Annotated in this window: 13 protein-coding genes and 1 other RNA gene; 2 read left to right on the plus strand and 12 right to left on the minus strand. The window is 33.4% G+C overall.

Annotation, left to right across the window (positions count from 1 at the left end):
* The first annotated feature begins 41 nt into the window (after positions 1–41).
* Entirely contained in the window at positions 42–1,187 is a 1,146-nt protein-coding gene (locus tag M0P98_02690; GenBank protein ID MCK9265780.1) for a pyridoxal phosphate-dependent aminotransferase, read from the plus strand.
* On the plus strand, positions 1,187–2,020 hold the full coding sequence (locus tag M0P98_02695) for a hypothetical protein (GenBank protein MCK9265781.1): 834 nt from the start codon (positions 1,187–1,189) through the stop codon (positions 2,018–2,020). The genes M0P98_02690 and M0P98_02695 overlap by 1 nt, the downstream gene beginning before the upstream one ends.
* On the opposite strand, the gene M0P98_02700 is transcribed toward M0P98_02695, so the two are convergent.
* The 12 genes from M0P98_02700 to M0P98_02755 all read right to left on the minus strand — a co-directional run bounded on the left by M0P98_02700 (position 2,015) and on the right by M0P98_02755 (position 13,777).
* Positions 2,015–3,139 carry a putative lipid II flippase FtsW gene (locus tag M0P98_02700; protein MCK9265782.1) on the minus strand — a complete coding sequence of 375 codons (1,125 nt, stop codon included), beginning with the start codon at positions 3,137–3,139 and terminating at the stop codon, positions 2,015–2,017. The two genes, M0P98_02695 and M0P98_02700, sit on opposite strands and share 6 nt — an antisense overlap.
* Positions 3,105–4,466 carry a UDP-N-acetylmuramoyl-L-alanine--D-glutamate ligase gene (gene murD, locus M0P98_02705; GenBank protein MCK9265783.1) on the minus strand — a complete coding sequence of 454 codons (1,362 nt, stop codon included), beginning with the start codon at positions 4,464–4,466 and terminating at the stop codon, positions 3,105–3,107. The genes M0P98_02700 and murD overlap by 35 nt, the downstream gene beginning before the upstream one ends.
* A gap of 1 nt (position 4,467) precedes the next feature.
* Complete coding sequence (gene mraY / locus M0P98_02710) at positions 4,468–5,538, minus strand: phospho-N-acetylmuramoyl-pentapeptide-transferase (GenBank protein ID MCK9265784.1); 1,071 nt, start codon at positions 5,536–5,538, stop codon at positions 4,468–4,470.
* 10 nt (positions 5,539–5,548) lie between these two features.
* The gene (gene murF, locus M0P98_02715) at positions 5,549–6,892 is read right to left on the minus strand and encodes a UDP-N-acetylmuramoyl-tripeptide--D-alanyl-D-alanine ligase (GenBank protein MCK9265785.1); all 1,344 of its coding nucleotides are present in this window, start codon (positions 6,890–6,892) and stop codon (positions 5,549–5,551) included.
* 7 nt (positions 6,893–6,899) lie between these two features.
* Positions 6,900–8,381 (minus strand): UDP-N-acetylmuramoyl-L-alanyl-D-glutamate--2,6-diaminopimelate ligase, encoded by a 1,482-nt coding sequence (locus M0P98_02720; GenBank protein ID MCK9265786.1) that lies wholly within the window; start codon positions 8,379–8,381, stop codon positions 6,900–6,902.
* Positions 8,382–8,385: 4 nt separating this feature from the next.
* On the minus strand, positions 8,386–10,149 hold the full coding sequence (locus M0P98_02725; protein ID MCK9265787.1) for a penicillin-binding protein 2: 1,764 nt from the start codon (positions 10,147–10,149) through the stop codon (positions 8,386–8,388).
* Positions 10,121–10,447: a hypothetical protein gene (locus tag M0P98_02730; protein ID MCK9265788.1), complete on the minus strand. Its 327-nt coding sequence runs from the start codon at positions 10,445–10,447 to the stop codon at positions 10,121–10,123. Before M0P98_02730 ends, M0P98_02725 begins: the two co-directional genes overlap by 29 nt.
* Complete coding sequence (gene rsmH / locus M0P98_02735) at positions 10,422–11,309, minus strand: 16S rRNA (cytosine(1402)-N(4))-methyltransferase RsmH (GenBank protein ID MCK9265789.1); 888 nt, start codon at positions 11,307–11,309, stop codon at positions 10,422–10,424. Before rsmH ends, M0P98_02730 begins: the two co-directional genes overlap by 26 nt.
* 57 nt (positions 11,310–11,366) lie before the next feature.
* Complete coding sequence (gene mraZ, locus M0P98_02740) at positions 11,367–11,819, minus strand: division/cell wall cluster transcriptional repressor MraZ (protein MCK9265790.1); 453 nt, start codon at positions 11,817–11,819, stop codon at positions 11,367–11,369.
* Between the two features lie 458 nt (positions 11,820–12,277).
* Positions 12,278–12,619: RNase P RNA component class A (gene rnpB / locus M0P98_02745), an RNA gene on the minus strand.
* 49 nt (positions 12,620–12,668) lie between these two features.
* Positions 12,669–13,076: a ribonuclease HI family protein gene (locus M0P98_02750; protein ID MCK9265791.1), complete on the minus strand. Its 408-nt coding sequence runs from the start codon at positions 13,074–13,076 to the stop codon at positions 12,669–12,671.
* Complete coding sequence (locus tag M0P98_02755; GenBank protein ID MCK9265792.1) at positions 13,076–13,777, minus strand: C4-type zinc ribbon domain-containing protein; 702 nt, start codon at positions 13,775–13,777, stop codon at positions 13,076–13,078. The genes M0P98_02750 and M0P98_02755 overlap by 1 nt, the downstream gene beginning before the upstream one ends.
* Between the last annotated feature and the right edge of the window lie 199 nt (positions 13,778–13,976).

The raw sequence follows: 13,976 nt of genomic DNA on the forward strand, positions 1-13,976 counted from the left end.
ATAAAACTCTAAACTAATATACTTACAAAAAAGGGAGGATTATGATATCTCAAAAAATCAAGGATTTAAAACCGTCTGCTACATTAGCAATCAATAGAAAATCAAAAGAAATGCAGGCAAAAGGTCTTCCTGTAATAAATCTTTCGGTTGGAGAACCAGATTTTGATACCCCACAACCAGTAAAAGAGTGTGCTATTCAATCTATTAACGAGGGGTTCACAAAATATACTGTAGAGAAAGGAACTGTAGAACTCAGAGAAGAGATATGTAAAAAATTACAGACCGATAATAATCTTTCCTACGACCCTGAACATATCATTGTTTCTAATGGAGCAAAACATTCTCTTTTCAACACTTTTTTAGCAATTATTGAACCGGGTGATGAGGTTATAATTCCTGCTCCTTATTGGGTTAGTTATCCTGCTATGGTAAACATATTAGGGGGTGTACCTGTTTTTTGTAGATGGGATAAAAATTTTAAGATTGATATTGAACACCTTAAAAGTTTGATTAACAATAAAACAAAAGCGTTGGTGTTAAACAGCCCATCCAACCCTACGGGCGTTGTTTATAATAAAAAAGAACTTGAAGCTATCTCCGAGGTTTTGACTCAAAAAGGAGTTTTATGTATTTCAGATGAAATTTATGAGAAGATAATCTATAATAAAGAACATATAAGTATAGCCTCTCTCTCTCCAGAAATGAAAAAATTGACTGTTGTAATTAATGGAGTATCAAAATCTTTTGCAATGACTGGGTGGAGAATAGGGTATACTGCTTCTGAACCTGAAATATCAGCAGCTATAGCAAAGATACAAGGTCAAACAACATCTGCACCATCATCTATCTCTCAAAAAGCAGCATATTCTGCAATCAAATATGGAGAGCAACTGGTTGCTCCTATGGTTAAAGAATTTAAGAAAAGAAGAGATTATCTACTTGAAAACCTTTCAGAAAAATTTGTTTACCCTATGCCAGACGGAGCTTTTTACCTTTTCTTTACTTTAAACAATATAGATTCTGTTACTTTGGCTAATCAACTTCTTGAAGAGAAACTTCTTGCAACTGTTCCTTGCCAAGATTTTGGGGCAGATAAATATGTAAGAATTTCTTATGCTACAAGTTTAGATAACCTTAAAGAAGCTGTAAAACGGCTTAACCAAGTGGCAGAAGAAAAAGGAAACTAATGAAAAATTTAAAAAAAATCGGTTTCGTGTTGACTCTTATGGCTACCTTTTTTATAACCAGAACATCTTTTATAAGTGCTGAAGAATATCTGTTTTCGCCTGCTCAAAGTCTTATATATTCTTTTAAAATTAACGGAGATATTGAGCACAAAAGTAGCGGTATAATGGGTCAATCTCTTGATATTGTAACAGAAGGAGTGTTCAAGTTAGAACTTCTTGAGGAAAAAAAGGATAAATATATAATAAAATTAACTCCTTGTAAAACCTTCATAAAACTAAATGAGACAGTACTTGAAGATATGAGAAAAGAAGAAACCTCAATTTCTAAGGTGATTTCATCTTCAATATTAGAGATTGCCAAAAACGGTTCTATAATCTCCACAAAAGAGGTTACTTCAGGAATGATAGATATGTCTCAAATCTTTAAACTTGTACCAGCTTTTCCAGAAAAACTATATTCTGGTAGAAAATGGAAACAATCTCTTTCCCCCTTTGCTCTGCCTGGTGTTCCTATGTGTAATATGGATTTTGTTTATACTTATATGAAAGCACCAAACACTCTTCCAAAAATTAAAGTGGTTGCAAACCAAGCAATAAAAGAGAAGAAACAAAATAGGGATGTTATCATTAATTTTACTGGTAAAAATTCTTCAAATGGGCAGTTTGTTTTTGATAATACAAAAGGGAGAATAGAAACTTTTTCAGGTAAATTCAATCTTATACTTAATACAACGTTTTCTATACCGTCTCAGGAACGAGATAAAAAATCCACTACTCAATCTATGCCGATGAATATGGATATAAAACTTGATATTGAATTAAAAGTTTTATAAGCGTTCAGTGTACGAGTCTTGAAAATTGAAAATTGGTTCGTCAAAAAGCACCTGACGTGCAATATTGAAGATGATACCTAAAGAGAGCATATTAATAAGGAAAGAGGAGCCACCGACACTAAAAAATGGTAATGTCGTTCCTTTCGAAGGTACTAAATTTAACACAACGGCTGCATGAAGCAGAAACTGAAAAGCAAATAATCCTCCTATACCAGTAGAAAGTAGTTTAATAAAATAATCGTTACTCATACTGGATAATTGTAGACTGGAAAAGATTAAAATTCCAAATAAAAGTAGCACTACCGATGTTCCTACAAAACCGCCTTCTTCGCCAACAACTGCATATATATAATCTTTATGAGGTTCGGGTAAAAAATTCAATTTTCTTTTACCTTCGCCAAGTTTTTTTCCAAAAATCCCGCCAGCTCTAAGGGCAATAAGAGATTGTTGTGCCTGATACCCTTTATCAGCTGTGTCTGCAGTAGGGTTTAAGTAAGAAATTATCCTTGCTCTCCTATAAGGAAACATTAAAACCAACCCAGAAAAAAAGATTATGCTTACCAGTATAATAGTAAAGATTCTTTTTGTATTCACTCCTGCAAGAAACATAAGAAGTAAAAAAGCACAAAAAATAATAGCTAAGGTACCTATATCTTTCTGTAATTGTAAAATTCCCGCTACAATAAGGAAAAAGATGATCGGCTCAACAAGAGTAGATTTTTTATCTATTTGATGTAACTTCTTTTTAAAATAACCAGCTAAATATATAATGAATGTAAGTTTAACAAGTTCAGCTGGCTGAAAACTTAAAGGTCCTAATCGTATCCATCTTAAATCCCCAAAAAATTTTGGTGAAAGTAGTATAGGAAGTGATACAACAAATATTCTAAAACTCCAACTTTCAAGTTTTTTGTTGCTGACTCTCCTTAAAAGAGCAATGCATACAAGTCCAAGACAAAGCCATAAAAGGTGTTTGTTAAAATAGTAAGAAGGGTCACCACTTTTTGAAATTCCATAAGCAGAACTTGAACTGAAAACGAAAAGACTACCTAGTACTATAAGTATAGCACTGGTAAAAAACAATTTATGGTAAAAGCTTAACCTCTTTTTTAAAAGCATCGCCACGCTCCTTATAGTTTTTATACATATCAAAAGATGCACAAGCTGGTGAGAGTAAAACAGTATCACCTTTTTGTGCTTTTTCTGTCCCTTTTTTTACAGCTTCTTCCATAGTATCAGCAAAAATATACGGGATTCCTGTGTTTTTCAATTCTTCTGCTATTGTTTCTTTTGCTTCTCCAAGTAAAACCAATAGTTTAACTCGTTCTTTTATTAGTGGAGAAACTTTAACAAAAGAGGTACCTTTATTCTGTCCACCCATAATAAGTACTGTTCTATTATCTTTTTCAAGGCAACTTAACGCATTGATTAAAGAGTGTGGGTTGGTAGATTTTGAGTCATCAATGTAAGTAACACCTCTTTTCTCAGTAAATTTTTCGAACCTGTAGGGCAAGGATTTAAATTCCTCAAAGGTTTTTTGTATAATTGTAGGTTCAATTTTGCATATAAGTCCTACAAGTATAACTGCCATAATGTTTTCTATATTACCGATACCTTTAAGTTGTATCCCTTCTGTTTCGAAAATGTTTTTTTCTACTCCTTCAACATTATATACAATCTGCTTATTTTTTAGATAAACGCCGTTTAACACTTCTTCTTTTTGACTAAAAAAGAAGACTTTTCCTACGGTTTTTTTTTCGGCTTCTCTACTATAAAAATCATTATAATTTAATATAGCGTAATCGTTTTGTTGTTGATTTATAAACAATCTTTCTTTAGCAGAAAGATAATTTTTAAACGATAAATGCCTGTCCAGATGGTCCTCTCCAACATTAAGAAGACATCCAATAAATGGTTTGAATGTTTTGATTCTTTCAAGTTGGAAACTACTTATTTCAAGAATAATAAATGTATCTTTACTTAAATTATCTACTTCTCCAATAAAAGAATTGCCTATATTACCGCATACAATAGAAGGTAATTTAGCATTTTTAAAAAGTTTTCCAAGTAAAGAAACTACAGTGGTTTTACCATCTGTCCCTGTTACCCCAATCACTTTTTTACTTGGTGAGAAGGTATACGCTATCTCTATTTCATTAATTACTTTTATATTATGTTGTTTTGCAAACTTCAAAGGAATGCTATCTTCAGGTATACCAGGGCTTGGAATTACAAAATCGGCTTTTTTAATAAGTTCTTCTGTATGTTTTCCTATCTCTACAATAGCCCCTAACGAAGCAAGGGTATTCATTCTTTTGGTGGTTTCTATATCTTTTCGTAACTCTGATACAAAGACTTTCGCTCCTCTTTTGAGTAAAAATAGAGCCGTATCATAACCTGTTTCTCCAACACCTATTATTGTAAAGGTTCTATTCTTTATCTCCATCTTAACGTATTTTCAGTGTTATAAGTGTGAAAAGAGCAAGAATAATTCCTATTATCCAAAACCGAACGATTACTTTACTTTCAGGGACTCCTTTAATTTCAAAATGATGGTGGATAGGCGTCATAAGGAATACCCTTTTCCCAGTAAGTTTAAAAGAGGTAACCTGAATTATAACGGATAAAGCTTCAATAAAGAAGATTCCTCCTACCAGAACAAGTGATAGTTCTTGTTTGACCGTTATTGCTAACATACCTATAATTCCTCCTAACATAAGAGCGCCTGTATCTCCCATAAATATAGAAGCAGGAAAACAGTTGAACCATAAAAAACCGAGAGAAGAACCTATTAAAGCTCCCGTGAAAACTGTTACTTCTTCTACTCCTTTGATATAGGGAATATTCAAATATTCTGCAAACTGAATATTACCAGTTAAATACGACATAATACCATAAGCTAAAGCTACAATAAGCACAGACCCAATGGCAAGCCCATCCATCCCATCTGTAAGATTAACAGCGTTTGATGTTGCCACGATAATAAACATAACAAAGAGAATATAGTAGACACCAATATGGAAAACGATTTTTTTAAAGAAAGGCATATAAACTGATGTATTAAAATCTATTCCAGCATTTAAATAGAGTATAACCCCAACAATAAGACCTATTGAGGCTTGACCTGCCAGTTTTACCAAAGGACGCAACCCTTTGTGGCTGTGAGTCTTTAGTTTTGTAAAATCATCCCAGAATCCAAGTAGAGCTAACCATATAGAAAGAAGTATAAAAATTAAGACATAAGAATTGCTTAGTTCTGTCCAAGCCAGTACCGAAATAAGAAGGCTTCCCAACATTATCAACCCACCCATAGTAGGAGTTTTTTCTTTACTGTCTTGCCGAAAATTAAGCATATTGGGATGGCAAAAAGATTTTAACGACCTTATTATTCGTGACCCAAAAATAATGGTTAAAAATAGAGAAGTTAGGGTCGCAAGAACAGCTCTTACAGTTACATATCTAAAAACATTAAACCCAAACCAATACTTAGTAAAATAATATAAAATTTTGTATATCATAAAAGTTTCCTCATCCTGTTAGATATTTAACTGTTTTTTCCAATCCAATTGCTCGAGACCCCTTTATTAGGATAGTTTCCTCTCCTGTTAATATGGTTTTAAGGTATTGATTTAATGAATCTGTATCTTCAAAGTGTTTACCTCTTTTTCCTGATACATCGGAAATGATTCTGCTTGTTTTGCCACAAGTAATCAATCTTTCAATCTTAAGGTTTTTAATATATAATCCTATGTTTCTATGAAGTATATGAGACAATTTCCCAAGTTCTGCCATATCTCCTATAATTAAAATCTTTTTCTTAAAATCTTTCCTATTGAACGAATCGAGTGCGTGTTTTAAAGAGTTAGGGTTACAATTGTAAGACTCATCTATAACTGTAAGATTACCAACTTTCTTTATAAGACCTCTACCTTCTATAGGTTTCATAGAGTCGATTATCTCTTTGAATTGTGTGTTGTTGATGTTAAACTTTTTGGCTATCGTGTAGGCAATAAGTACAGGATATATAAGAGTTGTGTTCCAAAAATTGATTTTAAATTCTTCTTTCTGTCCTTGGATTATAAAGGTAAAAAAATTGGTACCCTCTTCCGTAATAATGCCTCTTGTATGAGCACCTTTTTTTGTGCCAAAACTTAATATTAACCCTTCAACCTGCTTTTCAAAAAACTTATAAAACTTATTATCATAGTTTAAAAGACAAAGTTTTTCTCCTACAAGGTTCTTTATTATTTCAGATTTTGCTTCTGCAATGGCTAACATACTGTTTAAATATCCAATATGAGCTGTTCCTACATTTGTAATGATTGCTGCATCTGGTCGCGCAATTTTACTAAGATAATCTATCTCTCCTTTGCTGTTCATCCCCATCTCAAGAACACACATCTCATCTCTTTTATCAATATTAAAAATAGAAAGAGGCAATCCTATTGTGTTGTTGAGATTGCCTTCATTGGCTACTGTTTTATAACCTAAAGATAAAACTTTTTTTACAAGTTCTTTTGTTGTTGTTTTCCCGTCGCTTCCTGTCACCCCAATGGTGAAAGGGGTGAACATATTTTTATAACCTCTGGCTATATCACCGAGGGCTTGAATTGAGTTTTTAACATATATACAGTTATCTTTATTTCTATTTTGAACATTATCTGTAATTGTTGCTGTAGCACCTTTTTTTATTGCATCTGATATAAACAGATTTCCATCATATTTTCCCCCTTTTATAGCAACAAACAGGTCCCCTTCTCTTATTTTTCTTGAATCTGTTGACACTCCATAACAATATTTTTTTAGTAGGTGTTTATCTACAACCTTTCCTTTACACCACTCACTTACCTGTTGCACCTTTATCTGTTCCATTTTATAATCAACGATTTAATATAGCTTTCTTTACCTCTTCCCTATCATCAAAAGGGATTGTGGTATTTTTCAATATTTGAAATGTTTCATGACCTTTGCCAGCTATTACGATACAATCCCCTTTTCTCGCTGCTTTAACAGCAGCTTTGATTGCTTCTTTTCTATCAGGAATAGATACATACTTTCTTCTGTAAAAAGGTACCCCTTTCTCGATATCTTCAATTATTGATTCGGGGTTTTCGGAGCGGGGGTTGTCTGAGGTAATAAAAACGATGTCAGCCATTTTTACAGCAATCTTACCCATAAGTGGACGTTTTGTTTTATCTCTGTCTCCTCCACAACCAAAAACGAGGAGTATACGTGATGGTTTCATTACCTTAACTGAAGATAAAAGATTAGCCAAAGCATAATGGGTATGTGCATAGTCAACTATAACATCAAAATCTTGACCTGCATCAACAGATTCAAACCTACCAGGCACAGATTCGAGTGTACTTAAAGCTTCTTTGACAGATGATATGTCTATACCTCTCGATTTTGCAAAAGCTATACCAGTAAGCGTATTGTAAATATTAGATATTCCTCTTATTTTAGTATAAAAACTTACATCCTTTTTCTCTATTTCAACTGTCATATAATTTCCATCTCTTCTAATGGAATAGTCTTTAAGTTGTATATCGGATTTTTTTTTGCCGAAGGTTACAAATGGGATAGAATATTTTTGAAGTGTTTTTATTAAATGTTTTGAATAAGGGTCGTCAATATTGATTATCCCAGCTTTATTATTTTTTTCGCTTTCAGAGAGATATTTATCAAAAAACTTTAATTTTGTACTAAGATAATGTTTAAAAGTTTTGTGGTAATCCAAATGTTCGTGAGAGGCTATATTTGTAAAAATTCCTGTATCAAAATGGGTTTTGGAAACTCTTCCTTGGTCTATACCGTGAGAAGATACTTCCATAATTGCCCAGTTACATTTAGCTTCAAGCATATCTGATAAAAATTGTTGTATATCTAAAGATTCTGGTGTTGTGTTTGTTGAATTGATAGCCCTTTCTCCGATCTGATAAGATATTGTTCCAATAAGTCCACATTTATTTCCTATATGCTCCAGTATGTGTTTAATTATAAAAGAAACAGTTGTTTTACCGTTGGTTCCAGTAATTCCAGCAACACTCAGTTTTTTTGAGGGGTGCCCATAAAATTCTGCTGATAATTTGTGTAACGCATCTCTTGTGTCTTGAACAATAATTTCTGCAACATCAGAAGGAAGTATTGTGCTCTTTTTATTTGCAACAATAATTTTAGCTCCTCTATCAATAGCATCTTTTATGTACAGATGCCCGTCAGAGTTGTTACCTTTAATTGCAACAAAAAGAAAATTCTTTTTAACTTTTCTTGAATCGTACGCTATCCCTTCAATATCCACATTGGTAAGATTAAAATTCTTCTTTTCTTCAATACTCTTTATGAGTTCTTTGATTTTCATTTTATCACTCTTTTATTACTGGTTCTTTTTTGTTTAGGACTATTTTATTGTTATTATATTCTTGGTGAGGTGGAATTTTAAAATATTGTAAGCTTCGCCACAATATATTCTTAAAAGTAGGGGCTGCTACTAAACCTCCATAATATATTGGTCTGGGCTCATCTACTGTAACCATAATAACTAGTTTCTCTTCTGTTCCATTAATATATCCGCAAAATGAAGCAACATACTGGTTTTTTGAATAACGTCCATTGATACTCTTCTGTGCAGTACCTGTCTTTCCACTTATTCTGTATCCATCTATATTTGCCTTAGGAGCAGTGCCGCCAGGTTTTGTGACATTTTCAAGGATATTTGTCAAAGTGGTGCAGGTCTTTTCTGAAAGAATTTGTTCCCTCTGTTGGTTATATAACGTTTTTATGTCGGCAGACTTATCTTGAATTTCTTTCAAGATATGTGGTTTAACAAGGTATCCGCCGTTAGCGGTTACACCCATAGCTACAATTCCTTGAATAGCTGTTGTTCCTACTTCTTGCCCTATGGGGATAGCTGTTATTGAGTAACCAGACCATCTGTTAAGAGGTCTCAAAATACCTCTTACTTCACCTGGTAAATCTATTCCTGTTAACTGCCCAAACCCAAATTTGTTACAATAATCGTATAAACGGCTTTCTCCAAGTTTCATTGCAATCTTAACTGTCCCAATATTACTCGATTTTTCTAAAACTTCTCTAACAGTTAAATGTCCATAAGAATGAGTGTCCCTAAGAAAATGGTTTCTAACAAACCATCTTCCGTTTTCACAAAATACTGTATCTTCAGGGGCGATTAGTTTTTCTTCCATTGCAGCGGTAACAGTAATAATTTTAAAAGTGGAGCCGGGCTCAAAAAGGTCTGTTACTATCCTATTTCTTCGTTCGGCAGGATTTGCCTTTTTAAAAAAATTGAGGTCATAATTAGGGTAATTAGCTAATGCAAGTATTTCACCGTTCTCATAATTCATTATTACCGCTGAAGCACTTTTAGCGTTATATTGAGCATAACATTTTTCAAGTTCTTCTTCTACTATAAATTGGAGTTTATAATCAAGGGTCAGTTTTATATCTTTTCCTTTCTCTGGCTCTACAAGTTTTTTTTCAACTGAAGGTATTAGAGCACCTTTCCCGTCTTTAAGTATTAAAGAAACACCTTTCATTCCTTTAAGAATACTATTGTAATAAAGTTCTATACCTTCTAAACCTTCTTCATCGGTTCCAGTGAAACCTATTACATGACAAGCAAACCTATTGTTAGGGTAGACTCTCTTATAACGCTGTTCAAAAACTATTCCTGGAAGGTTTTTGCTTTCAAGTTCTTTATATTTATTAAGAGATAACTCTTTTTCAATAAGAGGGTATTTTAAAGATAGATATTTGTTAATCTGTTTTTCTTGTAGACCCAATGTTTCTTGTAATTCTTTTTTTAACCGCTCTTTATATGTTTTCTCGTCTTTCTCTTTCTCAGAAATAGCCCAAGAATCAAGATACACAGAACAGTATGGAACGCTCATTGCAAGAACCTGTCCGTTTCTGTCATAAATTGTACCTCTCGGGACAGGAGAAACCACCTTAACCCAAGGCCCTCCTTGTCTTTTTAAATCACGTTGAATAACCTGTAGTTTAAAAAGGTTGATAAATACTAATAATAGAAGCATAAAAAAAATAGATTTAACTACCTTTAACCGGTTTTTAAATCGTATATCAATTAGTGCCTGCTTCTGCTGTTCCATTCTTTTTTCCTTCTGTTTTTTCTGGTGAAATATCTAAATAACACCATTTGGACGGGCTTACTAACTCAAGATTAAAGTTTTCTGCTCTTTTTAAAAGTTCTGATAATGAGGTTGATTTAAATACTTCAGCTTTATAATTTTTATTAATTATAGTTAGGTCTTCATACTTCTTTTTAGCTTTTTCCATCTTATATCCAACCGCAATAATTTGAGACGAGAGGAAGACATAAAGAGATAAAAACACGAAAGATATGCTTAAAAAAATAATCCAATTAGGTACAACAGGTGTTTTTCTCAATTTTTTCTCCTACCCTTAATTTAGCGCTTCTGCTTTCAGGGTTGATTTTGATTTCGTCTTTATCTGGCAATATAGGTTTTTTGGTAACAACCATTAGGGCTGAACTGTTTTTTAAAAACCGTTTTATTATTCTGTCTTCAAGAGAATGGAAAGATATAACAACCATCCTTCCTTTTTCTCTTAATATAACTTCAGCTTTTTTTAATCCTTCCGTTAAAACTGTAAGTTCATTATTTACTGTGATTCTTAATGCCATAAAAACTTTTGTAGCAGGATGTATTTTTCTTCTATACCCATAGTATGATTTTAAAAAATCTGCAAGAGCTAAAGTGGTTTCAAAATTTTCTATTTTCCGCTTTTCAATAATAGCATCTACCAATCTTCTTACTCCGTTTATTTCACCATATTTTTCAAAAATCCATATAAGGTTATTTCTATCCCATTTATTTATTATTTCCCAAGCTGTTAAAGGGTTACTGGTATCATATCTCATATCGAGAGGTCCTTCTAACTGAAAACTAAACCCTCTTTCACTATTGGTTATCTGGTTAGTAGAAAAACCTATATCAAACAATATACCATCAAGGTGAGGTATTGCTTCTTCTTGAAAAACAGTATCTAAATTTTCAAAACCAGAATGTATCGCTTTAAAATTTTTGTATTCTCTTAATTTTTCAGAAATTTCTTTAATCGCTTCTATATCCTTATCTATTCCGTACAAGAGTATATCAAGACCTGTTTCTAAAATATATTTACTATGACCTCCTCGTCCGCAGGTCGCATCAACATATATTCCACCAGGTTTAAGATTAAGATAAGAAACTGCTTGTTCCCTCAAAACAGGGTAGTGTTCAATATTCATTATCGTGATAAGTGAGAAATTTTAAGAGACCTTATTATACTGATTATGAGAAAGTAGTTATAGTGTTTCTGTCAATTTTTCCGAAATGGTTTCATAAGTTTTCAGAGCGTCGGTATAATATTTATCCCATTTTTCTTCATCCCAAATCTCAATTCTTGTGTCTACCCCTATTAAAACAATATTCTCTTTGATTTGAGCGTGCTGAATAAGATTTAAGGGTATTGAAAGTCTGCCCTGTTTGTCCATATCAGCTTGAAAAGCACTTGAAAAAAATAGACGTGTAAACGTTCTTGGGTCGCCTTTGGTAAAAGGTAATTCTCGCAGTTTTTCGCTCTGATTTTCCCATATTTTTTCAGAAAATATAAAAAGGCAATTTTCTAAACCTTTAGTAATAAATAGCGAACCAGGTCTATTGCCCATTACTTGCGCAAGTTGGCTCCTAAGCTTTGCAGGGATGAGTATTCGTCCCTGTTTATCTATTTTTCCCCTAAATTCACCAAAATGTACCATTTTTCACCTTTTTATATATTAAATACCCTATAGAATTTTTTGTCAAGTTTTTTATAAAGTTTTTAATTTACTTTTTCTCGGGGGTTAGTCCAAGTATTCCCCTTTCTTCCTATTTGTCATTCTGGATTTATCCCGAGTACCTCCGAGGGACTTGATCAGAATCTCGTTTTTTATTACTACTGTTATGGGTTAAATTAGAGATCCTGAAACAAGTTCAGATGACAAATTTTGACGTTCAGGATGGTAAAGGGGGTAAGTAGAAGGCAATACAGCCCCCCCCATTCCGTCTTTTGTAGTTAGTCTTGCGAGTTTTACCCGCCGAAGCCAACCTACGTTAAAATACAAGCTTCGGCAGGTATACCTTGGCGTAGGAGGGGTTTCGCAACGTGGCAATCTCGCCGAAGGCGGAAAAGGAGTGGGGATAAAAAAGTATATGAGAAATGTTTTAGGTAAGAATAAAAAGGGAGTGGCTCATAAGCCGGATTCTGTTCAAATAGTTATTTATCTTGGCTCTAAATTGCTTTAAAGCTCATGCGGTCTACCCGAATCTATGTGGGCAGGTACCTAAGATTCTGCTTGACCTTGCTCAGAATGGGGTTTACCTTTGCCTTATTGTTTCCAAAAAGCGGTGAGCTTTTACCTCGCCATTTCACCCTTACCCTCTATTTTTATATAGAAGGCGGTATTATTTCTGTGGTACTTTCCAGTCCTTGCGAACTGCTCCTGTTAGGAGCCATTCTACCTGCTTGAGTCCGGACTTTCCTCCTGTTTAAAAAACAGGCAACTATCCGACCACTCCCTTTAAAAATTGTTTTAGCTATGTTAGGTATGATAATTGATAATGTTTAATTATAGAAGAGATGTTTCAATATGAGAATTTGCAAGTTTATCTGCTTGCTTGTTCTCTTCTCTTGGGATATGTATAAAATCTACTTTCTTATAACGTTTTACAAGTCGTTCTGCTATAAGATTCATTTTTTTTAACCACTCATCTTTAACCTTGTAACTTCCTTGCATCTGTTTAATGAGTAATTGACTATCACTACGTATTTCAAGTTCCGTACATTCAAACTCTAAGCAATCTATCAGAGCAGCGATTAGTGCCATATATTCTGCTATATTACACGTTGCGTTCCCAATAGACGCTCCTGATTCTTTTAATACTTTACCTGTATTATCTTGAATGAGAAACCCTAACGACGCTTTGCCAGGATTTCCTTTAGAGGCACCATCTATATACGCTATAAGTTTTTTCATCAGTAAAGAATCCTGCTACAGTTTTCACAATGAACTATTTCTTTCTTTGCTTTCACTTTTTCTTCTATATAAGTGGGAACAAAAACACGGCAACCAGTGCAACTACTTTCTTCAAGTCTACATATTGCAACCCTATTTTTGTGCCCTTTTAATATTCTTTCATATATTGAATAAAAATTACTATTAATTGAAGGGAGCGCTTCTTCTCGCTTTTTCTTCAATTCTTTTAAGTCTTCTTTTTCCTGTTCAACTTTTACTTCTGCTTCCTTAATCTTTAATTCAATGTTTTTTACTAATTTATCATTTTTGTCCGTTAAATTAGAGAGTTGAGTAGTTAACAACTCTTCTTTTTCCATATCTAATAAAATGGCATCTTCTGCTTTTAATTTTTTTGATTTTAGGGCATTTATTTCAGCCAAAATAACGGTATATTCCTTGTTTGTTTTAACTTCGTTCAAACGTACCTGTAGTTTCTTAATTTCGCCCTCTACTCCTTCAAGTTCGAGTTCTTTTTCTTTTTTATCTATCAGAAGTCTTTTATATTCCTTCTGAGCCATATCTTTTTTTTCAAGTTCTTTCTTTATATCTTGCTCGAGAGAGTTTTTGATTTCGGGGAAAGAGTTAATTTCTTCTTCCAACTCAAGAATACAACTATCTATCTCCTGAAGCTCTGCTAATTTTTGTAGTTCTTCTCTAATCATAATATTAAGTATACCATTTTTTTGTTTTCTAAGTCAATTTATAGTCTTTGAATAATAAGTGGTAAAAAAGTATGTAGTGTCTACTCACTCTGGTACTACGGCGCATACACCTTCTACGCCACAATCGGGCACTCTGAGAACTCACCCTTCTGCATATAAAGCATCTCCGAAGGGTTTAACAGGCTCAGAGTAGAAGAAC

This window comes from bacterium (assembly GCA_023230585.1).
In the GTDB taxonomy this organism is placed as follows: domain Bacteria; phylum Ratteibacteria; class UBA8468; order B48-G9; family JAFGKM01; genus JALNXB01.

What these genes read in the sequence shown, in the direction of transcription:
- M0P98_02690 (MCK9265780.1), top strand. Translation starts at nt 42, where the DNA reads ATGATATCTCAAAAAATCAAGGATTTAAAACCGTCTGCTACATTAGCA.
- M0P98_02695 (MCK9265781.1), top strand. Translation starts at nt 1,187, where the DNA reads ATGAAAAATTTAAAAAAAATCGGTTTCGTGTTGACTCTTATGGCTACC.
- M0P98_02700 (MCK9265782.1), bottom strand. Translation starts at nt 3,139, where the DNA reads ATGCTTTTAAAAAAGAGGTTAAGCTTTTACCATAAATTGTTTTTTACC.
- murD (MCK9265783.1), bottom strand. Translation starts at nt 4,466, where the DNA reads ATGGAGATAAAGAATAGAACCTTTACAATAATAGGTGTTGGAGAAACA.
- mraY (MCK9265784.1), bottom strand. Translation starts at nt 5,538, where the DNA reads ATGATATACAAAATTTTATATTATTTTACTAAGTATTGGTTTGGGTTT.
- murF (MCK9265785.1), bottom strand. Translation starts at nt 6,892, where the DNA reads ATGGAACAGATAAAGGTGCAACAGGTAAGTGAGTGGTGTAAAGGAAAG.
- M0P98_02720 (MCK9265786.1), bottom strand. Translation starts at nt 8,381, where the DNA reads ATGAAAATCAAAGAACTCATAAAGAGTATTGAAGAAAAGAAGAATTTT.
- M0P98_02725 (MCK9265787.1), bottom strand. Translation starts at nt 10,149, where the DNA reads ATGGAACAGCAGAAGCAGGCACTAATTGATATACGATTTAAAAACCGG.
- rsmH (MCK9265789.1), bottom strand. Translation starts at nt 11,309, where the DNA reads ATGAATATTGAACACTACCCTGTTTTGAGGGAACAAGCAGTTTCTTAT.
- mraZ (MCK9265790.1), bottom strand. Translation starts at nt 11,819, where the DNA reads ATGGTACATTTTGGTGAATTTAGGGGAAAAATAGATAAACAGGGACGA.
- M0P98_02750 (MCK9265791.1), bottom strand. Translation starts at nt 13,076, where the DNA reads ATGAAAAAACTTATAGCGTATATAGATGGTGCCTCTAAAGGAAATCCT.
- M0P98_02755 (MCK9265792.1), bottom strand. Translation starts at nt 13,777, where the DNA reads ATGATTAGAGAAGAACTACAAAAATTAGCAGAGCTTCAGGAGATAGAT.